We start from the raw sequence: 24,526 nt of genomic DNA on the forward strand, positions 1-24,526 counted from the left end.
ATAGCAGGGGTGGGAGGGCCGTCATGAGCGATCTCGACGAACACGACAGCCTGCACCGGCTTCTGGGCGGCTACCTCCTCGGCGGCCTGGACGAGACGGACACCGAACGGCTCGACGAGCACCTGCACGACTGTGCCGACTGCCGGGCCGAGCTCGACCGGCTCGCCCCGGTCCCGGAGATGCTGCAGCACATGCCGAACGCCCGGAGCATGGGCGGTCCCGGCATGCCACCCCTCGCGGTCGCGCCGACCGCACGGCCCAGCCAGGCGAGCATCGAGAGCCTGCTCGGCCGGATGCGGGCGGAGAAGACACGGGAGACCCGGGTGAGCCGGGTGCGCTGGCTGGCCGCCGCCGCGGTGGTGCTGATCGCGGCCGCCGCCGTGGGCTTCAGCATCGTCACCAACACGGGTGCGCCGCAGACCCCCACGGTCCTGCCGAGCGCCGGCCTGGTCACGGCGAACTTCGAGCCGGCGACCGGTAGCGCGCTCAGCGGCTCGGCGGCGATCACCGCGAAGACCTGGGGCGTCTCGATCGCGCTGAACGTCAGCCGGATGGAGGGGAAGGCGCCCTTCCTCTGCATGGTCCGCAGCTCCGACGGCACGATGGAGCAGGCCGCGGCCTGGGGCGAGACCCCGGACGGCGACGCCAAGGTGATCGGCGCCAGCTCGGTCAAGGCGGACGACGTCGACGCCATCGTGATCACGGACGCCGACGGGAAGGTCCTGGGTACGGCTACCGTGACGTGAACCGGCGTGTCCCCGGACGGGTCGGTGAGCTGCTGTCGGGCTCGCCGGCCCGCTGCGGGCGTACGGTGAGAAACGCGGTGGTGCCGGCGGCGGTCATCAGGGCGGCGCAGAGCAGCATGGCGTTGCGGAAGACGGGGTGGAGCTGCGCCGGATCGGTCAGCGAGCCGTCACCCAGACCGGCGGCGAGCGGTAGTACCGCGACCGAGAGCAGCCCGGCGGCCCGGGCGACCGCGTTGTTCACCCCGGAGGCGACGCCCGCGTGCGCGTCGTCCACCGAGCCCAGGGCGGTCGCGGTCAGCGGGGCGACCAGCAGCGCCAGGCCCAGGCCGAAGAGCACCACCGCGGGGAGCACCCGGGCCGGATACGACGCGTGCGGGCCGATCGTCGACATCAACAGCAGCGCGGCGGCGCAGACCAGCGGGCCCGCGGTCATCGGGAGGCGCGGGCCGATCCGCTGGGCGAGCGCGCCGGATCGGGCCGAGAGCAGCAGCAGGATCACCGTCACCGGGAGCATGGCCACGCCGCTGACCAGTGCCGGGTAGCCCGCCACCACCTGCAGAGCGACGACGACCAGGAAGAACACGCCGCCGTTGGCGGCGTACGCGAAGAAGGTCACGAGGTTGGCGCCGGTGAAGGAGCGGCTGCGGAACAGGCGCGGTGGCACCATGGGATGCGGTGAGCGAAGCTCGGTCGCGACGAAGGCGACCAGGCCGGCCGCGCCGATCGCGAGCGGGACCAGCACCGCGGCATGCGCGACGCCGTGCGCGGGCCAGGCGGTGAAGCCGTACGTCAGACCGCCCAGCCCGGCGGCGCCGGTGAGCACGCCCGCGACGTCGAACCGGCGCGCGGCGGCCGGATCGCGGGACTCCGGCATGTGCCGCGCGGCGATCGCGATCACCAGCGCCGCGACCGGCACGTTGATCAGGAAGATCGAGCGCCAACTGCCGATCTCCAGCAGCCAGCCGCCGAGGAACGGGCCGAGCGCCCCGCCGACACCGGCGAGACCGGACCAGGCGCCGATCGCCCGGGACCGGTCCTCGGTCGCGAACGAGGCCTCCAGGATGGCGAGGGCGCCGGGGGTGAGCAGCGCGCCGCCGACGCCCTGCAGCACCCGGGCGGCGATCAGCATCCCGATGCTCGTCGCGGCGCCGCAGAGCAGCGAGGCGACGGCGAACCAGGCCACCCCGGTCAGGAAGACTCTCTTCCGGCCGAACCGGTCGCCGAGTGAACCGCCGACCAGGATCAGCGAGGCGAGGGAGAGCGCGTAGCCGTTGACCGTCCACTGGAGACCGGCGGCGTCCGCGCGCAGCTCGTGGCCGAGGGTGGGCAGGGCCAGGTTGACCACAGTGGAGTCGATGAACGCCAGGCTGGAGCCGAGCACGGTGGCGAGCAGCACCCAGCGCCCGGCCGCGGTGCCGTACCGAAGCATGTCGATGACCCTACGCCGTACGGCGGATCCGGACCTCCCCCCAGGGCTTGGCCCGCGTCGCGGTGGCCGGTGACGCGGCGTGCCGGGCGGCGAGCAGTGCGGCCCGTGAGGAGGCGGCCGACCGGAGCGCCTCCGAGCCGGGCCGGCGCAGCAGGTGCGCCAGCCGCTGCGCCAGGTCCTCCCGGCCGAACGGCTTGGTCAGGTAGTCGTCGGCCCCCGCGTGCAGCGCCGCCATGATCTGGTTCCGGTGCACGTCCGCGCTGATCACCATGATCGGCAGGCTCTCGGTCGCGGGATTGCCCCGGATGTCCCGGCAGAGCTCGATCCCGGACCGCCCGGGCATCCGCACGTCGATCAGCGCGGCGTCGATCCCGCCCCGGCCGAGCGCGTCGACGGCCGCCGCCGCGTTGGCCACGGACACGACCTCGTACCCGGCCCGGCGCAGCGCGAGCGTGAGCAGTTCGCGGTGGTCGACCTCGTCGTCGGCGATGAGCACGGTGGTCACGCGGACCTCCAGGGGCGGGCGGTGAATGCCTTCTCCTGTTCGGCAACCTCCCGGCTCCCGCTGAGCGGTTAAACGGCTTGTGCGCGTACGTGCTCAAACAGCATGATGTGCACGTGCGTGATCACGCAGAGTGATGTTCGCGTACGTGCTCACGCGGTGGGATGTGCATGTACGTGCGCAGAAGGGGATAGGGGTGCGAATCTCTCATGCTCGCGACTTCGGAACCTATGTGCGGGAGCGACGTCGCGCCGCGGGATTGAGTCAGGAGGCATTGGCGGCCCGCGCGGGTGTCAGCCGACGCTGGCTCTCCGCCTTCGAGGGCGGCAAGCCCACCGCCGAGATCGACCTGGTCCTGAAGGTGACCGCGGCGCTGGGCCTCCTGGTCGACGTGGGCCCGGAGCCGCCGCGTGAACCGGACCTCGACGAGTACTCGAAGCGCTTCGAGGGCTCTCGATGAGTCGAGCTCTGCCGGAGAGCGCTGGAGAACGGATGATCCGGGCGGCGCGGGAAACGGACGTCGCATGGCTGCGGGGGATCGAAGTCGCGGCCGGGCGGATCTTCGCCGACGTGGGTATGGATGCGGTGGCGCGGGACGAACCGTTCACCGCAGCGGAACTGCTCGGCTACATCGAGGATGGGCGGGCCTGGGTCGCGGTCGACGAGGCGGATCGGGCCGTGGCGTACGTGATAGTGAAGTGGGTGGACGGGCCGGCACATGTCGAGCAGGTCTCCACGCACCCGGACCATGCGGGGCGGCGGCTCGGCGCCGGGCTGATCGAGCACGTCGCGGGATGGGCGCGGGAGCGCGGGGCGGACGCACTGACCCTGACCACGTTCGTGGACGTGGCGTGGAACGCGCCCTACTACGAGCGCCTGGGCTTCCGGCCTCTCGCGGAGTACGAACTGACCCCGGGGCTGCGCGAGATCCGCGCCGAGGAGGCGGCCCACGGGCTCGACCGCTGGCCCCGGATCGCCATGCGCCGCGACCTCTGACGGGACGTCGCGCGCTCGATCGGATGCCGAGACGCGCCCTAAGGTGAGGGGATGCGTGCTGCCGTTTTCAACGAGCCGGGTCCCGCTTCCAACCTCCACATCGTCGAACGAGACCTGCCGGTGGCCGGGGCGGGGGAGGTGCGGGTCCGGATCGTGTACTCGGCGGTGAACCCGACGGACACCGGGACGCGCGGGGGTAGGGGCGTGCCGGACGGGGTCGCGCCGCCACGGGTGCCGAACCAGGACGGGACCGGGATCGTCGACGCGCTGGGCGTGGGCGTCGGTGACCTGGAGCCGGGTGACCGGGTCTGGGTGTGGGACGCGGGCTACGGGCGGGAGAACGGCACCGGGCAGGAGTACCTGGTGCTGCCGCGCCGCCAGGTGGTCCGGATGAACGACGACATCCCGATCGAGGTGGGCAGCGCGCTGGGCGTTCCGGCGCTGACCGCACACCGCTGCCTGACCGTGGCGAGCGACGGGCCGGACCGGCTGGAGCCGGGTGCGCTGGAGGGGCGGACGGTGCTGGTCGCCGGCGGTGCGGGGGCGGTCGGCAACGCGGCGATCCAGCTCGCCAAGTGGGCCGGTGCGACCGTGCTGACCACGGTGAGCAGTAAGGAGAAGGCGGAGCTGGCGTCCGCGGCGGGTGCGGACAGGGTGATCGACTACCGCGAGGAGGACGTCGCGGCGCGGATCCGGGAGGTCAGCGAGACCGGGCCGCAGCTCATCGTCGAGGTGGACTCCGGGAACCTCGACCTGGACCTGGACGTGATCGCGCCGGGCGGGAACATCGCGGTCTACGCGGTCGGCGACTTCGTGATGCCGAGCGTGAAGGCGCTGCTGAAGAACGTCAGCCTGGACTTCGTGCTGACCTTCACCACGGCGCCGGAGGAGAAAGAGAAGGCGGTCGAGGCGGTCGCCGAGGCGGTCAACGCGGGCGCCTTCGGGGTGGGCGAGCGGCACGGGCTGCCGCTGCTGCGGTTCCCGCTGGAACGGATCGCCGACGCCCACGACGCGGTCGAGAACCACGCCGTGGGCAAGGTCGTCATCGAGGTGACCGCGCCGTAGCGGTCCGGGCCCTGGCCAGCAGGGCGTCGGCCACCCGTTCGACACCACGGCCGTCCACCGCGGCCCAGCCCCGGGCGGCCAGCTCGGTGCGGGACGCCGGGTCGGTGAGCAGGCGTTTCAGGACGCCGGACGCGTCGGCGTCGAAGTCGCCCAGCCGGCCCAGACCGGCGGCGTACCCGCGGGCGATGGTCCGGTCGTACCCGAGGATCTGGTTGTCGACCACCCAGACGAGCGCGGCGGCCCGGCCCAGGCAGAGGAGCTCCCACGTCGAGGTGCCGCTGGCGCTGACCACCAGGTCGGCGCCGGCGAGCAGCTTGGGCAGGTGATCGGTCGGCGGGATGATCTCGAATCGCTGGCCGGGGCCGGTCGCCACGGCGAGCAACTCGTCGCGCAGGCTCTCGTCGGCGGCGATCACCGTGGCGTCGAAGGGCACGCCGGCCCGGGTGAGCAGCCGTGCCACCTGCGGCGCCGCGCGGTAGGCGTCGGTTCCGCCGAAGAAGGCCACCACCTTGGGGGTACGCCCACCCGCGTGCACCGGGGCACTCTCCGGCCGCAGCTCACGGACCGCCGAGCGCAGCAGGGAGTACTTCAGCCCGGCCAGCCGTACCTCGCCGACCTCGAGGACCGCGTCGAGGTTCTGGTCGACGTAGATGTCCGCGCTCTGCCCGCGTGGCTCACCGTCCACGATGGCCAGGATCGGCAGCCCGGTGCGCCGGACCGCCCGGGTGTGCTGCGGCGGCAGCGTGTACGAGTCCACCACCAGCGCGTCCAGCCCGAGCCGGCGGACGGCCGCGACCAGGCCGACCTCGTCGTACGGAGCCGGGTGCCAGGGGAGGCCGCGCTGCTCCAGCTGCGACTCGGCCCACGCCACCCCGCCCAGGTCGGCGAGGAAGTGCACGTCCACGTCGCGCGCGGTGAGCTCCTCGGCGAGGGCCGTACACCGCACCAGATGTCCCACACCGGTCTTGGGCCCGGCGTCACACCGAATCCCGACGACGGTCATGCTGTGCCCGCCTTCGGCATGCCCTCCTGGCCCTCGCGTGCGGCGCCGTGGGCAGGCGCCGGGGAGTGCCGCTCGGTGCAGTCGGTCATGCCTGGGAGAGTTCCTTCTGCTCGACGTGCGAGTTCACGGCGGCCAGCTCCGGGTGGTCGGCGAGCCAGGCGGCGATGCTCTGGACCGAGACCGGGGCGTCGCCGACGTGGCCGACCACGGCCTCGATCAGGCGCCAGTCGTCCTCGGTGTCCAGGGTGAGGCGCAGGTGCGAGAGGTCCGGCTGCACGGTCAGCCCGATCACGTCGAACTCGGTCGGGTGGGTGTAGACGTACGACGTCACGTGCGTCCGGTGGTGCTTGATCGCGGACCCGTCGATGGCCCGGAGCACCTTGGCCCGGACCACCTCGACGTCCAGCCCGCGGGGGAGCGTACGCGTGATCGAGGTGGTCAGGTAGTCCACGCCGGCCGCCTCGAAGACCCGGTACGCCCGGGCGACCAGCCGCGGGTCGAGCAGCGGGCAGTCGGCGGTGAACCGGAGCACGGTGTCCGCCTCGTGCCGGTCGAGCACGCCGAGGAACCGGGTCAGCACGTCGTCGACCGGCCCGCGGTAGCAGGGCACCCCGATCGCCGCGCACTCCGCCTCGATCGCGTCGTCGGCCGGCTCGACGGTGGTCGCGACGACCAGCTCGTCGAGGATGCCGCTCTCCCGGGCGGCCCGGACCACGCGGTCCAGGACGGTGCGCCCGCCCAGGCGGCGGAGGACCTTGCCGGGGAGCCGGGTGGAGCCCATCCGGGCCTGAATGATGCCGAGGGTGGTCATGACTGTCCTTTGCGGATCTTCGAGAGAGTCTTGCGAATCTTGCGGACGGCGCGGATGGCGAGCCGCGAGAGGCGGTAGGAGAGGGAGCCGCTGAACGTCTCGATCTGGACCCGGGCCTTGCCGAGCTCCACCTCGCGGCGGCGGATCTCCCGCTCGTACCAGCGGTTGCGTTCCTCCGCGCCGGCCAGCTGCCGTTGCAGGGTGCGCACCAGCTCCTCCTGCTCCCGGCGGGCGTGCGCGGCGGGGATCAGGTCGGGCGCGGGGAGGCGCGCGGAGCCGATCCCGGCGGCCGAGGCCAGGATCCCGGTGATCCGGGCGGGGTCGGTGACGGTCGGCCAGGGGTGTGCGTACCCGCCGCCGAGCAGCACCGCGACGAAGCGGGCCAGCGCGTCGGGGCGGTCCGGCGCGGTGGGGTCGAGCCGGGCGTACCGGTCGCCCTCCACCAGCACGTTGTCCGCGGTGACGCCGGGCAGCGCGGTCGCCCAGCCGCTCAGCAGCCGGCGCAGCCGCGGCAGGTCGTGCCGGAGGCAGGCGTCGAGCAGCAGCTCCTCCAGCAGGCGCCCGGTGGGCAACGGCCCGTTCCAGACGGCCGGGTCGACGCCGTCGGCCGCGCGGAGCACCCGCCGCCCCCAGCCGCCGCCCGGTTCCTCGGCGATCTCGAGCACGGCCTCGTGTCCGGTGTCGTGTCCGGGGCTGATCAGTACGGACGGCAGCCGCAGACCACCCCCCTCACGGGGGAGACGTTCGGCGACGACCAGCCAGGCCGGCGCCAGCTCGGTGCCGAGACCGCGGCGCACGGCGGCGGAGGCCAGCCGGCGCGGGTCACTCAGCACGGGCTTCTTCTCGTACGCCGTGGCGACGGTCCGTGCGGTGATCGCCGCGAGCGCGGGCACCGGCCCGTCCTGCAGGACCTCGCGTGCGATCACCAGACTGGGCTGCTCCAGCGACGGCCACGCCCCGGCGAGCCCGCTGACCGAGAGCCCCTCGGCGGTCAGCGCCAGGGCCAGCCGGTCCGGGTGCCCCGGCGTGCTGTCGAACTCGCCCAGCGGGCCCCACTCGTCGTCCTGTTCCGCCCCGGTCGGGGTGCCGGTCTCGACCAGGTGGTGCACGCCGAGCTGGTTCTCCACGGCGAGCAGCAGGGTGCCGCCGGGGCGCAGGACGCGGGTCAGTGCCCGGACCGCCTCGGCCCACTCCAGCTGCGGGCCCTCCACCGAGCAGAGCCGTCCGGTGCCGTCCAGCGCGATCACCACGTCGTACGTCGCGGCGTCGGTGAGCTTGGCGAGCGTCCCGCAGAGCACGGTGGCGCCGTGCCGGGAGAGCTCGGCGGCGGCGAGCTCGGAGCGGATCAGACAGGTCACCGTGGTGGTGCCGGCGAGCGCGCCGATCAGCGCGCCGTCGTGCGGGCCCGCCACGAGCACCCGGGAGCCGGCCGGGACCAGGCCGGTCACGTACCGGTAGAGGGCACCGCCGGCGGCCGGCCGGACCTCGGTGAAGTCGGGCATCTCACCGCCAATCAGTCTGATCATGCGGCGACCGCCACGCGGGCCGGTGCCATCTCGGCCGGTGTCATCTCGGTTCGTGCCGTCGGGGCGATCGCCGCCACGTCGTCCCAGCCGAGCAACGTGCGGAGCTCGGCCGGGGATGCGAGGTACCCGTCGCCGAGCTCGTCCAGTGCCGTACGGCGGGCCGCCGCCAGGTCCACGTCGGCGCCGTGCAACTCGGGCCAGCGGCGACGGATCCGCTGCGCGGTGGCGACGTCCTCCTCCGCGAGGTACATCGGGTCGCCGTAGACCGCCGGCGTGCAACCCGCGGCGGTGCCGTACATGACCGCGCTACTGAGCCGGTTGGACGCGACCCGCCGATGCCTGCGCAGCTCGGCGAGCTGGTTGTGCAGGAACTTCTGCTCGGTCTGCTCGCGCAGGTTGCCCCGGTACCCGTTGCAGATCACCCGGCCGGCCCGCTCGTACGCGGCCCGGATCACCGGGTTGCCGTACTCGTGCCAGTAGAGGCAGAAGGTCACCGGGCCCGGCTCGGTCGCGAGGATCTCCTCGATCAGCCGCTCGTGGTCGCCCTCGACGCTCTGCTTCTCCCAGCCGTGGAACGGGTACCAGAGAGTTCCCTCGCGCGGTGGTCCGTCGTCCGGGTGAACGCCGTCCCGGGCCTGGGTCGCGAGGAGGTAGAGGAACGGCGATCCGACCACGATGGTCTCGCGCAGGCCCATCGACCAGGCTCGCCGCCGGACCTGTTCGGACCAGACGTAGACCGTCTTGCCGGGCGCGCGCCGGGTGCGCGGGCCCAGACCACTGCCGACGTTCCAGCCGTGCTGCAGGACGCCGTCGATCCGTGGGGGATTCGCGGTGTCGTCGAGTCCGCAGTATTCGGCCAGCACGTGTGCGTGGCCGTACCAGTGGTTGGTGTGGTGCATCGTCAGCTCTCCAGGATGCGACGCAATACCTCGACCACGCGGTCCTGGTCGTCGTCGCTCAGGTCCACGAAGAGCGGGAGCGACAGCTCCTCGGCGTAGAACGCCTCGGCGACCGGGCACATGCCACGCCGGTATCCGAGATCCTCGAAGACCGGGTGCCAGTAGACCGGAATGTAGTTCACCTGGACGCCGATTCCGGCCGCGTGCATCCGGTCATACACTTCCCGGCGACGGCCGTCCTGAATCCGTACCGGATAGAGGTGGCGCATCGGGTCCACGTCGTCCCGGCCGGCCGGCAGGCGCAGCCCCGGCACCCCGGCCAGCAACTCGTCGTAGCGGGCGGTCAGGTACTGCCGCCGTGCCTTGAACGCGGCGAGCCGGCGCAGCTGCGAGCTGCCCAGCGCGCAGAGCACGTCCGGCAGGCGGTAGTTCAGGCCGAACTCCGGCACCTCGTAGAACCAGCGGCCCTCGTCGGTGCGCCGCATCCGCTCCGGCGTCTTGACCATGCCGACGCCCTTGAACGTACGGGCCCGCTCCAGCAGCTCGGGGCGGATCGAGGCGACCGCGCCGCCCTCGCCGGTGGTCAGGTTCTTCGTCGGGAAGAACGAGAACGTGGTGAGGTCCGCGATCGAGCCGACCGGGCGCCCCCGGTAGGTCGAGCCGATCGCGTGTGCCGCGTCGGCCAGCAGGTACGCCTCCGCGCTCTCGGTGACCTTGCGCAGCCGGTCGTAGTCGGCCGGCACGCCCGCGTAGTCCACCGCGGCGACGACCCGGGTACGCGAGGTCACCAGGGCCTCGGCGGCAGCCGGGTCCAGGTTGGCGGTGTCCTCCTCGACGTCCGCGAAGACCACGGTCGCGCCGAGCAGCGCGGCGCTGGACGCGGTGGCCACGAACGTCATCGGCGTCGTGATCACCTCATCGCCGGTGGTGACGCCGGCGGCCGCGTACGCCGTGTGCAGCGCCGTGGTCCCGTTGGTGACCGCGACGCACGGAGCCCCGGCGGCCCGTTCCAGGTCCGCCTCGAAGGCGGTGACCCGGGGACCGGTGGTGAGCCAGTCGCTGCCCAGCGCCTCGACGACCGCCTCGACGTCCGTCGGGTCGATGTTCTGGCGTCCGTACGGCAGCATCAGCCCTCCGCGAGCAGGTCGCGCATGTCCTCGACGGACAGCCAGAGGTCGTTGTTGTCGGAGCGGTAGTTGAAGCCGTCCGGCACTTCCTCGCCGCCCTCGGGCGTCTGGTAGCCCCAGCTCGCGACCACCGGCTGGACCACGTAGCGGTCCTTGAAGCGCAGCGTGCGACGGCTGTCGTCGGCCGCGATCATCTCCTCGTGCAGCTTCTCGCCGGGGCGCATGCCGATCTCGTGGGTGGCGGCCTCCGGCGCGACCGCCTCGACCAGGTCGAGGATGCGCATGCTCGGGATCCGCGGCACGTAGAGCTCGCCGCCCTGCATCACGTCGAACGAGTCCACGACGAACTGGACCGCCTGGTCGAGCGTGATCCAGAAGCGGGTCATCCGCTTGTCGGTGATCGGCAGGCTGCGGCCCTCGGCGGCCAGCTTGCGGAAGAACGGGACGACCGAGCCGCGGCTGCCCATCACGTTGCCGTAGCGGACCACGGCGAGGCGGGTCGGGTGGGTCGCGGCGTAGTGGTTGCCGGCGATCACGATCTTGTCGGCGGCCAGCTTGGTGGCGCCGTACAGGTTGATCGGGCTGGAGGCCTTGTCGGTGGAGAGGGCGACGACCTTCTTCACCGAGGCGTTGATCGCGGCGTCGATCACGTTCTGGGTGCCGTTGATGTTGGTGGCGACGAACTCCGAGGGGTTGTACTCGGCGGTGTCGACCTGCTTGAGCGCGGCGGCGTGCACCACGTAGTCGATCCCGTGCATCGCCCGGGCGAGTCGCTTCTCGTCGCGGATGTCACCGATGAAGAAGCGCAGCCGGGGGTCGTCGCCGAACATCTGCCGGACCTCGTACTGCTTCAGCTCGTCCCGCGAGAAGACGACGATGCGCTGCGGGTCCAGGCGGGTGAGCGCGTACTTGAGGAAGGCCTTGCCGAACGAGCCGGTGGAGCCGGTGACAAGGATCGAGGATCCGCTGATCTCAGACACGTGATTTTCTCCGGGGGAAAGGCGGAAGACCGCTACGGGCCGGAAGCATAACCACCTGGGCAGGCAATTCCTCCAGTCGTGAGAAAACGCCAGGGGTCGTTCATTTTCAGTTCAGCTAGCATTGGCCCCTGCGACCGCCCGACTGCGGGATGGTGGTTTCCTTCATTCAACGCCCCTTGGAGTAACACCGTGACTGAGCTGCAGAGACTGCGTGACGCGTTCCGCACGGCTCTTGATCTTCCGGCCGACGCGCCCGTTGATGATCTGCGCTACCAGGACTTCGAGAAGTGGGATTCCCTGGCCCACATGTCACTCGTGGCGACGATCGAAGATGAATTCTCGGTTATGATCGACACTGACGATGTCATTAATATGTCCAGCTTTGCAGAGGCAATGCGAATCCTCGGTAAATACGGGGTGGACGTCAAGTGAGCATTGCCCTGGTGACCGGGGCGTCCCGGGGCATCGGCCGCGCCACGGCGCACCGTCTGGCCGAGCAGGGCTACGACCTGGTCCTCCACGGGCACGGCGAGGCCGGTGTCGCCGAGGTGGCCGCCGCACTGACCGGGAAGTTCGGTGTCACGGCCGTCCACCGTTGCGGTGACATCGCCGATCCGCAGACCGCCAAGGACCTGGTCCGGCTCGCCTTCGAGACCTTCAAACGGCTGGACGCCCTGGTGGTGAACGCCGGCACGCACGCTGCCGGTGTGCTCGGCATGACCCCGGACGCGACCATCGAGCGGCTCTTCGCGGTGAACGCGGCCGGCGCCGCGCACACCCTGCAGAACGCGGTCCGCCTGCTGGCCCGGGGCGAGAACCCGGCCGTGGTGCTGACCGCCTCGATCACCGGTACGCACGGTGTCGCCGGCCAGGCCGTCTACGCCGCCTCCAAGGCCGCCGTGGTGGGTCTCACCCGGTCGGCAGCCAAGGAGCTCGGGCCGCGTGGCATCCGGGTCAACGCGGTCGCGCCCGGCTTCATCGCCACCGACATGCTGGACACCCTCGACGAGAACGGGCGGGCCGAACGGATCGCGGACACCGCGCTGGGCCGGCTCGGCACCGCCGAGGAGGTGGCCGACGTGATCGCCTTCCTGCTCTCCACCCAGGCCCGGTTCGTGACCGGCCAGATCGTCGGTGTCGACGGGGGACTGAAGCTGTGAACCTGCTCCACCCGGACGCCCGCGTCATCGATGCCGAGACCGGTGCGGAGCTCACGCCCGAACTGATCACGGCGGCCGAGGCCGAGCTGGCCGGCGAGACGCTGGTCTTCCTGCCGATGTCGTCCACGATCGCCGCGGTGGCGCGCTACCTCGCCGCGCTGCGCCTGGACAAACCGGTGGTGCTGCTCGACCCGGACGCCGACCACGGCGACCTGATCGAGCGGTACGCCACCGACCGGGTGCACCCGGACCTCGCCCTGCTGCTGACCACCAGCGGCTCGACCGGCAACCCCAAGCTGGTCCGGCTCTCCCGGGGCGCGGTGCTGGCCAACGCCGAGCAGGTGGCCGAGAGCCTCGGGATCACCGGCGCCGACGTCGCGATCACCACGCTGCCGCTCTTCTACTCGTACGGGATGTCGGTGCTCCACTCGCACCTGCTGCGGGGCGCCACGGTGGTGCTGGAGCGCACCGGGATCATGCAGCGGGACTTCTGGACGGCGGTGAACGAGCACCGGGTCACCTCGATGGCGTTCGTCCCGTACCAGTACGAGATGCTGCGACGACTCCGGTTCGATCCGGCGAAGTACCCGTCGCTGCGTACGATCACGCAAGCGGGCGGAAGACTCCGCACCCAGCTGGTCACCGAGTTCGCCGGGAAGATGGCCGCCGCAGGCGGGCGGATGTTCGTGATGTACGGACAGACCGAGGCCGCACCGCGGATGGCGACGCTGCCCCCGGAGCGGATCGCGGAGAAGCTCGGCTCGGCGGGACTCCCGATGCCCGGCGGATCGTTCGCGATCGAGGACGACGAGGTCGTCTACCGCGGCCCGAACGTGATGATGGGGTACGCCGAGACCGGCGCCGACCTGGCCGCCGGCGACGAGCTGAACGGCGTGCTGCGCACCGGTGACCTGGGCCGGCTCGACGAGGAGGGCTTCCTCTTCCTCACCGGGCGGCTCAAGCGGATGGGCAAGGTCTTCGGTGTCCGGATCAACCTGGACGACGTGGAACGGAACTTCCCGGTGACCGCGGTGGCCGGCGACGACCGGCTGCACGTCTTCGCCGAGGGCGTCAGCGACGACGAGGCCCGGGCCCTGCGTACGAAGATCGCCGAGTGGCTGGGCAGCCACTTCACCGGTATCGACGTGCGGGTCATCGAGGCGCTGCCGCTGCTGCCCAACGGCAAGACCGACTACCGCGCCCTGGAGGCGTCGCTGTGAGTGTCTTCACCCTGTCGCAATCGGACAAAGAAGCAGCGTTGCTTCCTGAGCTCGCTTCCCTCACCGAGCATCACCGCTCGCGGTGCGCGCCCTATGACCGCATTCTTTCTGCCCAGGGCTATGCCAAAGCTTCCGACATTTCGGAATTGCCGTGGCTGCCGGTGCGGCTCTTCAAGACGCTGGAGCTCAAGAGCATCCCGGACGACGAGGTGTTCAAGACCCTCACGTCCAGCGGCACCACCGGCGACGTCAGCAAGATCTACCTGGACAAGGCGGCCGCGGCCGAGCAGCAGCGGCGTCTCGCGGCCACCGTGCAGACCGTGCTCGGGCCGAAGCGCCTGCCGATGATCCTGGTCGACACCAGGGCGATGCTGAAGGACCGGAAGTCGTTCAGCGCCCGCGGCGCCGGCGTGCTCGGTATGTCCACTTTCGGACGCGATCACGTCTGGGCACTCGACCTGGACGGCCACGTCGACCTGGCGGCCCTGCGCGGCTTCCTCGACAAGCACGGCGACCAGCCCTTCCTGATCTTCGGGTTCACCTTCCTGGTCTGGCTTCATCTGTACGAGGTCGCCAAGGCGAACGGGCTGGACCTGAGCAACGGCATCCTGATCCACTCCGGCGGCTGGAAGAAGCTGGTCGACCAGGCGGTCTCGCCCGTGGTCTTCCGGGAGCGGCTCGCCGAGGTCGGGCTGACCCGGGTGCACAACTACTACGGGATGGTCGAGCAGATCGGCACCATCTTCCTGGAGGGGCCGGACGGCGGGTCGCTCTACTGCCCGGACTTCGCGGACGTGGTGATCCGCGATCCGGAGACCTGGGCCGAGCTGCCGCCGGGGCAGCCGGGACTGATCGAGGTGGTGAGCACGCTGCCCACGTCGTACCCGGGACACGTGCTGCTCACCGAGGACCTGGGCGTGCTCGACGGGATCGACGACGGAGCCTGGCCGGGCAAGCGCTTCAGCGTGCTCGGCCGGCTTCCCCGCGCCGAGGCCCGGGGCTGCTCCGACACGTACCGGGAGGCGGCATGAGCATGCAGTTCCGTTTCGGTGACGAGGGCGACCTGACCGCGCCGTCCGAGGACCGGCTGGCCGTCGGTGACCCGCGGGTCGTCGACTTCCTCGCCAAGCTGGCCCGTCGGCTGCTCGCCCCGGCACTCGCCCGGCGGCACCCGGAGCTGGGCTCGCTCGGCTACTTCCTGCGCCCGGCCGAGCTGAACCGTGCCGTGGAGAAGATGCAGCGGAGCGACGCGCTCGTCTTCCCGCGGGGCAACGTCTTCCACCTGCCACCGGCCAACGTGGACACCATCTTCGTCTACTCGTGGGCGCTCTCCGCGCTGGCCGGCAACCACAACGTGGTCCGGATCTCGTCCCGGTCGGCCGGCGCGGCCGAGGTGATCTTCGAGGCGCTGGGCGAGGTGGAGGCCGACCCGGTGATCGCCCGGACCCAGCGGATGGTCACCTACGGACGGGACGACGCGGTCACCGCGGCGCTCAGCCGGTGGTGCGACCTGCGGGTGATCTGGGGCGGCGACGCGGCGGTGGACGCGATCCGCCGGCACCCGCTGCGCCCCTCGGCCCGCGACCTGACCTTCCCGGACCGGACGTCCTGGGCGGTCCTCTCGGTGCCCGGCTGGCGCGCGGCCGACCCGGCGGCGCGGCGGACCGCGGTGACCGGGTTCGCGAACGACGCGTACTGGTTCGACCAAGCGGCCTGCTCCTCGCCGCGGACCGTCTTCCTGGTCGGCGGCGACGGCGACGCGTCCGACGTCAAGTCCGAGATCCTCGACCTGCTGCTCGAGGTGGTCGACAAGCGCGGCTGGGTGGTCGACGCCGCGATGGCGGTGGAGAAGCGGGTGAACGCGTACGGGCTCGCGGCGAGCGGCGCGGCCGGCTCGATCGAGTTCCCGGACAACCGGATCACCGCGATGACCCTGACCGGGGCGGGCGAGGCGCCGCGCCGCTGGATCGGGGCCGGTGCGTTCCCGTTCGCCGAGGTCGGTTCGCTGACCGACCTGGTACCGGCGATGAACCGGCAGGACCAGACCGTGAGCCACTTCGGGTTCACCCCGTCGGAGCTGCGCGCCTTCGCGAACGCTCTCGGCGGCCGCGGGGTGGACCGGATCGTCCCCTTCGGGTCCGCGCTGACCTTCGGCGCGATCTGGGACGGGTACGACCTACCCAGCGAGTTCACCAGGCTGACCACCCTGCACACCTGACGGGAGGCCGGCCAGTGGCACCGTCCCGGCGCGAGGGCCTTCGGGTGCTCGGCGCCGGGCTGCCCTGGATCGTCCCGGTGGCGGCCGCCCTCTGGGCACTGCTGGACAGCGGCACACCCGGCCACGACGTCGGGCTCTACACGGCGTACCTGCTGGCCGCCGTGGTGCTGCCCGGCACCCTGGTGTTCCGCGCGCTCCTCGGGAGCCGGGGCAACCTGCCCGAGGATCTCGGCCTGGGCACGGCCACCGGACTGGTGGTGATGCTCGGCGGCTGGGCGTTGGGCGCGGCGTTCGGCCTCCAGGCGTACCTGATCGCCTGGCCGGTGCTGGTGGTGCTGCCGTTCGTGGCCGTGCCGAGGCTGTGGCGCCACTGGCGGCGCGGGCCGGGCGAGCCGCTGCCGGCCGGGTGGAGTTGGGCGATGTCAGCGGTCACCCTGATGCTGGTGCTCTGGGCCACGATGATGTTCCAGATCCCGCTGCCGCCGACCACGGTCGAGTACTACCCGGACCTCTACTACCACCTCGCGCTCGTGCACGAGATGACCCGCTCGATGCCGTTCCAGGTGCCGCAGCTGGCCGGGTACACGCTGAAGTACCACTACCTCTCGGACGCGGACATCGCGACGGCGAGCATGGTCACCGGGATCGCGCCGACCACGGTGCTGCTCCGGCTCTGGGTACTGCCGGTCGCCACGTCGGGGGCGGTGGTGTTCGCGGCGCTCGCGCGTACCGTCTCCGGACGCTGGTGGGCCGGCCCGGTCGCGGCCGCCGTCGGCTTCGTGGGCGAGGCGCTGACGCTCGGCGCGACGTGGGGCGGCTTCTCCGACGCCGCCCCGGTCAGTGTCTTCAGCCCCTCGCAGACCTTCGCCGAGCCGCTGATCGGCCTCTTCGCGCTGATCGCGGTGGACCGGCTGCGGGGTGGGGCGCTGCGGTGGGGCTGGGCGTTCCTGCCGTTCCTCGCGGTCGCCTGCGCCGGGGCCAAGGCCAGCGTGCTGCCGCCGCTCGCGGCCGGGCTCGGGCTGACCGGGCTCGTCGCACTGGTCCGGCGGCGACCGCCCTGGGCGGTGGCGGGCCTGCTCGGCGTCGCGCTGCTCGGCATGGCGTTCGGGGTGAAGGCCTTCGCCGGTGGCGGTGCCAGTGTGCTGGAGCCACAGGCGCTGGCGGTGGTGCGCTGGCTGCCGCCGTACATCCAGACCCTCGGCTCCGGGGACGGCGTGACCGCCGGCGGCCTGATCCCGTACGGGGTGCGATCCACGACCGCGATGGGCCGGCTCTTCGTGGCCGGACTGGTGGTCTGGGCCGTCCTGATGCACGCGCCGCGGTTGCTCGGCCTGGTCCTCCCGCCGCGACGGCGCGAGCCGCGGGACCCCGCCCTGCCGTTGATCGCCGGGACGCTGCTGGCCGGGCTCCTCGCCACCTGGCTGCTGTTCCACCCGTCGGCGAGCCAGCTCTACTTCTACACCGGCGTCATCCCGTTCGGCGGGGTGCTGACCGCGTGGTCGCTGGCCGGCCGGGTCCGGGGCCGCCGGGTGCCGATCGTGGGCGGCGCGGCCGGAGTGCTCTGCGCGCTGTTCCTGCCCGAGGTCGGCGAGCCGGTCGTACCCACGGTTCAGGCCTGGGCGTGGTCGCTGGCCGTACCGGTGCTCCGGGCCGGTGCGCTCGTGCTCGCCGGAGCCCTGATCCTGGTGCTGGGGTGGCGGCGCCGTGGGCTGCGGGCGATCCCGGTGGCGCTGCTCGCCGCCACCGTCGGCGCCTCGGTCACCACCGCCGTGGCCGGGAACGCCGACCGGGTGCTGCGCCCACCGGCCGGGGTGGTCCGGGAGGAGTACGCGGTGAGCACGTCCGAGATGCGGGCGGCGTTCTGGCTGGACGACACCGCCGGCCGCGACGACGTGGTGGCGACCAACGTGCACTGCGTGCGCAACGCGATCAAGGTCTGCAACTCCCGCGCGTTCTGGGTCGCCGGGCTGGGCGGCCGGCGCACCCTGGTGGAGAGCTGGGCGTACACCGACCAGGCGGTCGCCGCGAACGGCACCGGTGGTCTGAAGTACTTCTTCCAGCCCGCGCCGGACCCGGCGGTCTTCGACCTCAATCAGCGGGTCTTCACGAAGGCCGCGCCGGCCGACGTGGCACGGTTGCGCGACGGGTATCACGTCCGGTGGCTCTTCGCCGATGCCCGGGCGGGTACGGTCTCTCCGAAGCTGGCCGCCGTCGCCCGGCTCCGATACCGGAGCGGACCGGTGACCGTCTATGAGTTGAGCCGGGAGTCGGGTTAACCCTACCGTCGATCGGGTGGCCCGCAGGATCGGATGGGAGGGCTCCGGTGCCTAGCGTCGAGAGCATGACGACGGCGACCCCCAGCGCACCGGCCCGGAGCCTTCTGCGCCAACTCGGTATCGACACGCAGTACGTACTCCTCGGCTTCCCGCTGGGGCTGATCACGCTGGTGCTCTGCATCACCGGGTTCGCCGCCGGTCTCGGCACCGTGGTCGTCTGGGTCGGGCTGCCGCTGCTGGTCGCCACGCTCGCGATGTCCCGCGGGTTCGCTCACCTGGAGCGGCTCCGGATCGGCGCGGTGCTGCGCCGGAAGATCCCGCACCCGCTCTACCGCAGCTCCCAGGCCGAGGGCTGGTTCCGCCGGATCCTCGCGCCGCTGATCGACGGCCAGTCCTGGCTCGACCTGGTGCACGGCCTCTTCCGCTTCATCCCCAGCACGATCGCCTTCTGCTTTGTCGTCACCTGGTGGGCGGGCACGCTGACCGGTCTGACGTACCCGCTCTACGACTGGGCGCTGCCGCACACCCCGGAGAACCACGGGCTGTCCGAGCTGCTCGGCTTCGGCGACACCACCGGCGCCCGGATGATCGTCAACCTGGCGACCGGCGTCCTCTTCGCGGTCACCCTCTACCCGGTGGTGCGGGGCGTGGCGCTGCTCGAAGCGCTCTTCGCCCAGGGTCTGCTCAGCGGGGTCGACGACCTGCGCCGGCAGGTGGCCGAGGCGAACGCCGCCCGGGACACCGCGCAGCTGCAGAAGGCGGCCGCCGTCTCGGCCGAGGCGACCGCGCTGCGCAAGCTGGAGCGCGACATCCACGACGGCCCGCAGCAGCGCCTGGTCCGGCTCGCGATGGACCTGGGCCGCGCCGAGCAGCAGTTCGCCAAGGACCCGGAGGCGGCCCGCGCCACGGTGGCCGAGGCGATCGCCCAGACCCGGGAGACGCTGGACGAACTGCGCGCGCTGTCCCGGGGGATCGCCCCGCCGATCCTGGTCGACCGGGGGCTCCAGGCGGCGCTGACCGCGCTGGCCGGCCGGTGCACGATCCCGGTCGACCTGGAGGCACCGCTGGTCGGGCGGCTGGCCCCGGAGGTCGAGTCGGCGGCGTACTTCGTGGTGGCCGAGTCGCTGACCAACGTCGCCAAGCACAGCCACGCCAACGAGGTGCGGGTCACCGTCGAGCGCAACGCGACCGGGCTGCTGGTGACGGTCGAGGACGACGGCGTGGGCGGGGCGAGCCTGGCCAAGGGGCACGGCCTGGCCGGCCTCGACGACCGGGTCCGCGCGGCCGGGGGAGTCCTCGACGTGACCAGCCCCGATGGTGAGGGAACCCGCCTCACGGCGGTGCTGCCCCTCTGAACCTCCGTCGATCTGACAGCATGGCGGCATGCGGGTGGTGATTGCCGATGACGCCGTGCTGTTGCGCGAGGGACTGGTCCGGCTCGTCGAGGAGAACGGTCACACGGTGGTGGCGGCCGTCGGCGACGGGCCGTCTCTCGTCGAGGCGGTGACCGCGCACGAGCCGGACGTCTCCATCGTGGACGTACGCATGCCGCCCTCGCACACCGACGAGGGCCTCCGCGCCGCGGTCGAGGCACGCTCCCGGGTCCCCGGCAGCCCGATCCTGGTGCTCTCCCAGTACGTCGAGGTCTCGTACGCCGACGATCTTCTAGCCGACCGCCGTGGGGCGGTCGGCTATCTGCTCAAGGACCGGGTCGCCCTGGTCGCCGACTTCCTGGACGCGCTCCGCCGGGTCGCCGAGGGCGGCACCGTGCTGGACCCCGAGGTGGTCGGCCAGCTGCTGGTCCGGCGTCGCCGGGACGACCCGCTGCGCAGCCTGACCCCGCGCGAGCGTGAGGTGCTGGGCCTGATGGCCGAGGGACTGTCGAACACCGCGGTCGCCCGCAAGATGGTGGTCACCGAGGGCGCGGTCGAGAAGCACGTCCGGAACATCTTCACCAAGCTCGGCCTGCACCAGGACGAGGAGCAGCACCGGAGGGTGCTGGCAGTGCTGGCCTACCTGCAGACGTAGGGCTAGCCCTACCCCGATAGGGGTGCTTGCCGGATCGATGACGATCTCCCGGATCCATAGCGTTTCTCCCCATGGAGAACAGGGAGAACGTCAAAGGCATCGCGGCCCGTGTCGCGATCTGGAGCGCACGCCACCGTGCGCTCGCGATCCTCGGCTGGATCGTGTTCGTGGTCGCCGCGACGCTGCTCAGCGGGGTGATCGGATCCCGCGAGGCGTCCTTCGCCGATCAGGGCAACGGGGAGTCCGGCCGGGCCGACCGGATCATCGAGGCGGCCGGGTTCCCGGAGGAGCCGGCCGGCGAGATGGTGATCGTGCAGAACCGCGCCGGCACCGACCGGGCGACCGCCGTCGCCGAGGTCACCCGGGCACTGAAGCAGCTCTCCGCGGTGGGCGGGGTGCAGCCCGCCATCGAGTCGCCGGACGGCCGCTCCTCGCTGGTCAGCTTCACCCTGACCGGTGACCCGGAGACCGCGAAGGACCGGGTCGGCCCGGCGCTGGACGCGGTCGCCGCGGTGCAGGCCGCGCATCCGGACCTCTACGTCGCCGAGGGCGGCGCGGCCAGCGGCGACAAGCTGATCGGCGACGAGCTCAACGCCAGCATGTCCCGGCTGTCGATGCTCTCCATCCCGGTGACCGTCGGCATCCTGCTGGTCGCCTTCGGCGCGGTGGTGGCCGCCCTGCTCCCGGTCGGCCTGGCGGTGACCGCGGTGATCGCGGCGATCGGGCTGCTCGCCGCGGCCAGCCGGCTCTCGCCCACCGTCGACGCGACCTCGCACGTGATGCTGCTGGTCGGCCTCGCGGTCGGCGTCGACTACTGCCTCTTCTACATCCGCCGCGAGCGGGACGAACGGCGCAAGGGCGCCGATCCGCACCGGGCGCTGATGATCGCGGCGCAGACCTCCGGCCGGTCGATCTGGGTCTCCGGTCTCACCGTGATCGTGGCGATGGCCGGGATGATCTTCACGCGGGACACCACGTTCATCAGCTTCGGCATGGGCACCATCCTGGTGGTCGCCACCGCCGTGCTCGGCTCGCTGACCGTGCTGCCCGCCCTGCTCTCCGCGCTCGGCGACCGGGTCGACGCCATCAAGATCCCCGGGTTGTACCGGCGGAGCGGCGACGGCCGGTTCTGGCACGCGGTGCTCCGGGTGACCCTGGCCAAGCCGCTGATCTCGGTGCTGGTCGCGGTGGCGGCGCTCGGCGCGCTGGCCGCTCCGGCGCTCGACCTCAAGACCAAGGGTGAGGGGATCGAGGACCTGTCGCCGGGTGCGCCGATCGTCCAGGCGTACCGGGCGATCGGCGAGGCGTTCCCGAGCAAGACCACCCCGGCCCAGGTCGTGGTCCGGGCACCGTCGGTCGAGGGTGCCGGGTTCGACGGCGCGATGACCGCGTTCAAGGCCGCCGTCCAGGGCAGCGGCGGTCGGCTGGTGGAGCCGATCGACGTACGCGTCAACCCGGCCGGCACCGTCGCGATCGTCTCGGTCGGCCTGGCCGGCACCGGTGACGGCGAGGCCGCCGTGGCCGCGCTGAACCTGCTCCGCGACGAGGTCGTGCCGGCCACCTTCGGCGGCGTGACCGGGGCGACCGTGCTGGTCGGCGGCGACACCGCGAGCAGCGTCGACTTCAACGAGCAGCTGGACGCGAGCCTGCCCTGGGTCTTCGGCTTCGTGCTCGGCCTGGCCTTCGTGCTGCTGCTGGTCTCGTTCCGCTCGGTGGTGGTGGCGCTCACCGGCGTGCTGCTCAACCTGCTCTCGGTCGCCGCCGCGTACGGAATGCTGGTCTACGTCTTCCAGTACGGCCACTTCGAGGAGCAGCTGGACTTCCGCTCCGGCGGCGGGATCATCAACTGGATGCCGCTCTTCCTTTTCGTGATCCTTTTCGGCCTCTCGATGGACTACCACGTCTTCGTGCTGAGCCGGATCCGCGAGGGCCACGACCGGGGCCTCTCCACCCGGCAGTCGATTCGCGAGGGCATCGGCGGTACGGCCGGAGTGGTCACCAGCGCGGCCGTGGTGATGGTGGCGGTCTTCGCGCTCTTCGCCACCATCCCGATCGTCTCGATGAAGGAGGTCGGCATCGGGCTGGCCGCCGCGGTCCTGCTGGACGCCACGATCATCCGGGCGGTGCTGCTCCCGGCGGTGATGACCCTGCTGGGCCGCGCCAACTGGTGGCTCCCGTCCTGGCTGAACTGGCTGCCGGAGGTGGCCCACGACGTCCCGGCCCCACTCGACCAGGCTTCGGCCGCAGCACGTCCGCTCACCCCGGTCGGCTGATCCACGGCCCGCTGATCCACGGCCTGCTGATTCACGGCCTGCTGATTCACGGCCCGCGTCCCGAGGCGCGTGCGGTTCCGGTACGCCGGACCGCACGCGCCTCGGCGTCGTCAGATGCGGGCGATCAGCGTGCCGAGGGAGGCGGCGCCCAGGCCCGCGAGCAGGCTGAGCAGGACGTACGCCAGGGCGGTGACGCGCTCGCCGCGCCTGGCCAGGGTGAGCGTCTCCCAGCTGAACGTGGAGTACGTGGTCAGGGCCCCGCAGAACCCGGTGCCGATCAGGGCGGTCAGGGACGGCGAGAGCGGGAGCCCGATCACGAAGCCGAGGATCAGCGAGCCGACGAGGTTCACGGCGAGTGTGCCCCAGGGGAAGCCGGTGCCGTAGCGCGTCTGGAGGTAACGGTCGGTGACGTAGCGCAGGGGAGCGCCCAGCGCGGCGCCCAGCGCGACCAGCAGCGCCGTCATCGCGGGGATCCGATCGCGCTGCCGGCCCAGACGGCGACCAGGGCCGCGGCCACCGTGCCGAAGAGGTGGACCAGCGCGGAGAGCGGGCTCGCGTGCTGCACGTCGACCATGGCGGTGGAGAAGGTCGTGTAGCCGCCGAGCACGCCGGTGCCGAGGAAGAGCCGGGGCAGGCGGTGGTGGACGCGGGTGTAGAGCACCCCGATCAGGAAACAGCCGGAGACGTTGATCAGCCAGATCGCCCAGAGCGAGCCGGGCCAGGCGTGGGCGATGGCGTACCGGGTGAGGGCGCCGATCACGCCGCCCGCGGTGACAGCGGCGATCGCGCGCCGATCCACATCGAGATCCACACCAGGACGTTAGCCGGTGCGTTTTCCGGGCGGCCGGGGGGACGTGGCGGCGTCACCCCCGGCCGGTTCCGGGGCAGTCTCAGCAGATGGTGTCGAGACCTAGTAAATGGCCGTTGACCTCTGCCTTTGGCGGCTGCATGGTCCACTTTAGGCGATGATCTTGTGGGCCGGAATCCGCCCCCTCCGGCCGGCACTCATAGCTGTATCAAGATTCCGGATACCGAGATAAGGGCCAGCCGGTGGGATATTTCCAGACAGTCAGGCGAGGCGGCAGCAGGAATCCGCGATCGTGGTCACGGCGACGTCGCGGAGGTCCACCCCGACGGCGCGCTCGAAGAGCACCGGGGACCAGGACTCGCCGGTTCCGGTGCCGGCCAGGCGGACGTCGTGGATCAGGCAGTTCCGGTACGCGAGCACGCTGACCACCCCGTCGACCTCGCTCTTCCCCCAGCCCGCGATGCGTACGGCATACCGCGGCCCGGTCCAGCGGACGCAGACGTCACTGATCTCGACCCGCGCCCCGACATCCTCGGACGAGGAGACGAAACGGTTCGTGTTGTCGCCGGGGAGCAGGCGGAACCCCATCTCCACGTCGCGGAGGCAGGCGCCGGTGACGCGTACGTCATGAATGGAACTGAGGTAGAAGCCCTCGATCGCGTCCCGGACCCGCAGGTCGGTGAGGGTCAGGTGGTTCGGGTGGTACGTCGGCCCGGTGATCGACGAGACGTCCGCGCCGACCGCGCCCCAGTGCACGGCGACCGCGGTGTACCCGCCGGTGACCGACACCTCGTGCAGGGTGATCTCGCGGACCGCGCCCATCACGCCGATGGCGTTGGCGGTCCGCAGCGCGCCGTGATCGACCCGGACCCGCCGGACGTCGACGTCGGAGACCCAGTCCGGCGTCTCGGTGTAGAGGTACTCGCCGATGGTCAGCCCGGTACCCCGGTCGCCGCCGTGCTCGCCGGGGTCGCTCGGCGCCGGGCGCAGGGCCAGGTCGCTGATCGAGACCCCGGACCCGATCACGTGCAGCACGGGATGCCCGGTCCGCGACTCCGACTCCAGCCAGGTGGCACCGGATTCCGATGAATCGGAAATATCCGAAATGCGCGCGACGGCCACCGTGGGCGCGACGGCGGCCGCGATTGCCACAGCGGCCGCAGGCGTGGCGGGCGCAGCGGGCGCGGGCGTGGCGGGCGCAGGCGCGGGCGTGGGCGTGGCGGGCGCAGGCGTGGCAGGCGCGGGCGTGGGCGTGACGGGTGCAGCGGGCGCGGGCGTGGCCGGGAGGCCTGGGCCGGCGCCGCGGATGGTCCAGCCGCCCGGCACCCGGAGGCCCTCGGCGAGCCGCCACCGTCCGGTGGGGAGCTCCAGTTTGCCGGGGGGCCGGGAGTCCAGCACCTCCTGCAGGAGCCGATGGTTCGCGATCGGGTCGTCGCCGAGGGCCGGGCGATGCGTCATG

At 71.9% G+C, this 24,526-nt stretch carries 24 protein-coding genes; 13 read left to right on the forward strand and 11 right to left on the reverse strand.

The features are described from left to right. Positions 1 to 23: 23 nt before the first annotated feature. A complete protein-coding gene (locus AB0M08_RS27140; protein WP_364498771.1) occupies positions 24 to 746 on the forward strand; it encodes a zf-HC2 domain-containing protein in 723 nt (240 codons plus the stop codon). Here the strand turns inward: AB0M08_RS27140 and AB0M08_RS27145 are convergent. Both AB0M08_RS27145 and AB0M08_RS27150 read right to left on the reverse strand, forming a co-directional pair. Continuing rightward, on the reverse strand, positions 733 to 2,175 hold the full coding sequence (locus tag AB0M08_RS27145; protein ID WP_364498774.1) for a DHA2 family efflux MFS transporter permease subunit: 1,443 nt from the start codon (positions 2,173 to 2,175) through the stop codon (positions 733 to 735). The genes AB0M08_RS27140 and AB0M08_RS27145 overlap by 14 nt on opposite strands. Before the next feature lie 10 nt (positions 2,176 to 2,185). Continuing rightward, positions 2,186 to 2,680: a response regulator gene (locus AB0M08_RS27150; RefSeq protein WP_364498776.1), complete on the reverse strand. Its 495-nt coding sequence runs from the start codon at positions 2,678 to 2,680 to the stop codon at positions 2,186 to 2,188. A 193-nt stretch (positions 2,681 to 2,873) separates the two neighbouring features. On the opposite strand from AB0M08_RS27150, the gene AB0M08_RS27155 reads away from it, so the two are divergent. Genes AB0M08_RS27155 through AB0M08_RS27165 form a run of 3 tightly spaced genes read left to right on the forward strand, consistent with a single transcriptional unit; the run spans position 2,874 to position 4,738 of the window. After that, positions 2,874 to 3,137, forward strand: coding sequence for a helix-turn-helix domain-containing protein (locus AB0M08_RS27155; protein WP_364498778.1), 264 nt, complete (start codon positions 2,874 to 2,876; stop codon positions 3,135 to 3,137). Next, on the forward strand, positions 3,134 to 3,673 hold the full coding sequence (locus AB0M08_RS27160; protein WP_364498781.1) for a GNAT family N-acetyltransferase: 540 nt from the start codon (positions 3,134 to 3,136) through the stop codon (positions 3,671 to 3,673). The genes AB0M08_RS27155 and AB0M08_RS27160 overlap by 4 nt, the downstream gene beginning before the upstream one ends. Before the next feature lie 51 nt (positions 3,674 to 3,724). After that, complete coding sequence (locus AB0M08_RS27165) at positions 3,725 to 4,738, forward strand: NADPH:quinone reductase (RefSeq protein ID WP_364498783.1); 1,014 nt, start codon at positions 3,725 to 3,727, stop codon at positions 4,736 to 4,738. Here the strand turns inward: AB0M08_RS27165 and AB0M08_RS27170 are convergent. From AB0M08_RS27170 to pseB, 6 genes are all read right to left on the reverse strand, one after another. Next, positions 4,716 to 5,741, reverse strand: coding sequence for a spore coat protein (locus tag AB0M08_RS27170; protein ID WP_364498786.1), 1,026 nt, complete (start codon positions 5,739 to 5,741; stop codon positions 4,716 to 4,718). The genes AB0M08_RS27165 and AB0M08_RS27170 overlap by 23 nt on opposite strands. An 85-nt stretch (positions 5,742 to 5,826) precedes the next feature. Beyond that, positions 5,827 to 6,552: a glycosyltransferase family protein gene (locus AB0M08_RS27175; RefSeq protein ID WP_364498789.1), complete on the reverse strand. Its 726-nt coding sequence runs from the start codon at positions 6,550 to 6,552 to the stop codon at positions 5,827 to 5,829. After that, positions 6,549 to 8,078, reverse strand: a complete 1,530-nt coding sequence (locus AB0M08_RS27180; RefSeq protein ID WP_364498792.1) for a hypothetical protein — start codon at positions 8,076 to 8,078, stop codon at positions 6,549 to 6,551. Before AB0M08_RS27180 ends, AB0M08_RS27175 begins: the two co-directional genes overlap by 4 nt. Next, a complete protein-coding gene (locus AB0M08_RS27185) occupies positions 8,075 to 8,977 on the reverse strand; it encodes a hypothetical protein (RefSeq protein ID WP_364498795.1) in 903 nt (300 codons plus the stop codon). The genes AB0M08_RS27180 and AB0M08_RS27185 overlap by 4 nt, the downstream gene beginning before the upstream one ends. 2 nt (positions 8,978 to 8,979) lie before the next feature. Next, positions 8,980 to 10,104: an aminotransferase class V-fold PLP-dependent enzyme gene (locus AB0M08_RS27190; RefSeq protein ID WP_364498798.1), complete on the reverse strand. Its 1,125-nt coding sequence runs from the start codon at positions 10,102 to 10,104 to the stop codon at positions 8,980 to 8,982. Continuing rightward, entirely contained in the window at positions 10,104 to 11,084 is a 981-nt protein-coding gene (gene pseB / locus AB0M08_RS27195; RefSeq protein ID WP_364498801.1) for a UDP-N-acetylglucosamine 4,6-dehydratase (inverting), read from the reverse strand. Before pseB ends, AB0M08_RS27190 begins: the two co-directional genes overlap by 1 nt. 189 nt (positions 11,085 to 11,273) lie before the next feature. On the opposite strand from pseB, the gene AB0M08_RS27200 reads away from it, so the two are divergent. The 9 genes from AB0M08_RS27200 to AB0M08_RS27240 all read left to right on the forward strand — a co-directional run bounded on the left by AB0M08_RS27200 (position 11,274) and on the right by AB0M08_RS27240 (position 22,259). Further along, positions 11,274 to 11,516, forward strand: coding sequence for an acyl carrier protein (locus AB0M08_RS27200; protein ID WP_364498804.1), 243 nt, complete (start codon positions 11,274 to 11,276; stop codon positions 11,514 to 11,516). Further along, positions 11,513 to 12,244 (forward strand): SDR family oxidoreductase, encoded by a 732-nt coding sequence (locus AB0M08_RS27205; RefSeq protein WP_364498807.1) that lies wholly within the window; start codon positions 11,513 to 11,515, stop codon positions 12,242 to 12,244. The genes AB0M08_RS27200 and AB0M08_RS27205 overlap by 4 nt, the downstream gene beginning before the upstream one ends. Next, positions 12,241 to 13,464, forward strand: coding sequence for an AMP-binding protein (locus AB0M08_RS27210; protein WP_364498810.1), 1,224 nt, complete (start codon positions 12,241 to 12,243; stop codon positions 13,462 to 13,464). The genes AB0M08_RS27205 and AB0M08_RS27210 overlap by 4 nt, the downstream gene beginning before the upstream one ends. Then, a complete protein-coding gene (locus tag AB0M08_RS27215) occupies positions 13,461 to 14,495 on the forward strand; it encodes an acyl-protein synthetase (RefSeq protein WP_364498813.1) in 1,035 nt (344 codons plus the stop codon). Before AB0M08_RS27210 ends, AB0M08_RS27215 begins: the two co-directional genes overlap by 4 nt. Continuing rightward, positions 14,492 to 15,682, forward strand: coding sequence for an acyl-CoA reductase (locus AB0M08_RS27220; protein WP_364498815.1), 1,191 nt, complete (start codon positions 14,492 to 14,494; stop codon positions 15,680 to 15,682). The genes AB0M08_RS27215 and AB0M08_RS27220 overlap by 4 nt, the downstream gene beginning before the upstream one ends. 14 nt (positions 15,683 to 15,696) lie before the next feature. Then, positions 15,697 to 17,958 (forward strand): hypothetical protein, encoded by a 2,262-nt coding sequence (locus AB0M08_RS27225; RefSeq protein WP_364498818.1) that lies wholly within the window; start codon positions 15,697 to 15,699, stop codon positions 17,956 to 17,958. Positions 17,959 to 18,023: 65 nt separating this feature from the next. Further along, positions 18,024 to 19,313: a sensor histidine kinase gene (locus AB0M08_RS27230; RefSeq protein WP_364498821.1), complete on the forward strand. Its 1,290-nt coding sequence runs from the start codon at positions 18,024 to 18,026 to the stop codon at positions 19,311 to 19,313. Between the two features lie 28 nt (positions 19,314 to 19,341). After that, complete coding sequence (locus tag AB0M08_RS27235) at positions 19,342 to 19,986, forward strand: response regulator transcription factor (RefSeq protein WP_364498824.1); 645 nt, start codon at positions 19,342 to 19,344, stop codon at positions 19,984 to 19,986. 71 nt (positions 19,987 to 20,057) lie between these two features. Next, positions 20,058 to 22,259, forward strand: a complete 2,202-nt coding sequence (locus AB0M08_RS27240; RefSeq protein ID WP_364498827.1) for an MMPL family transporter — start codon at positions 20,058 to 20,060, stop codon at positions 22,257 to 22,259. A 110-nt stretch (positions 22,260 to 22,369) separates the two neighbouring features. On the opposite strand, the gene crcB is transcribed toward AB0M08_RS27240, so the two are convergent. The 3 genes from crcB to AB0M08_RS27255 all read right to left on the reverse strand — a co-directional run bounded on the left by crcB (position 22,370) and on the right by AB0M08_RS27255 (position 24,525). Next, entirely contained in the window at positions 22,370 to 22,723 is a 354-nt protein-coding gene (crcB, locus tag AB0M08_RS27245; RefSeq protein ID WP_364498829.1) for a fluoride efflux transporter CrcB, read from the reverse strand. Then, positions 22,720 to 23,070 carry a CrcB family protein gene (locus AB0M08_RS27250; RefSeq protein WP_364498832.1) on the reverse strand — a complete coding sequence of 117 codons (351 nt, stop codon included), beginning with the start codon at positions 23,068 to 23,070 and terminating at the stop codon, positions 22,720 to 22,722. Before AB0M08_RS27250 ends, crcB begins: the two co-directional genes overlap by 4 nt. Before the next feature lie 258 nt (positions 23,071 to 23,328). Next, on the reverse strand, positions 23,329 to 24,525 hold the full coding sequence (locus AB0M08_RS27255) for a hypothetical protein (protein WP_364498835.1): 1,197 nt from the start codon (positions 24,523 to 24,525) through the stop codon (positions 23,329 to 23,331). Position 24,526: the final 1 nt, after the last annotated feature.

Origin of the sequence: Actinoplanes sp. NPDC051851, from assembly GCF_040681165.1 — a bacterium.
Classification (GTDB): domain Bacteria; phylum Actinomycetota; class Actinomycetes; order Mycobacteriales; family Micromonosporaceae; genus Actinoplanes.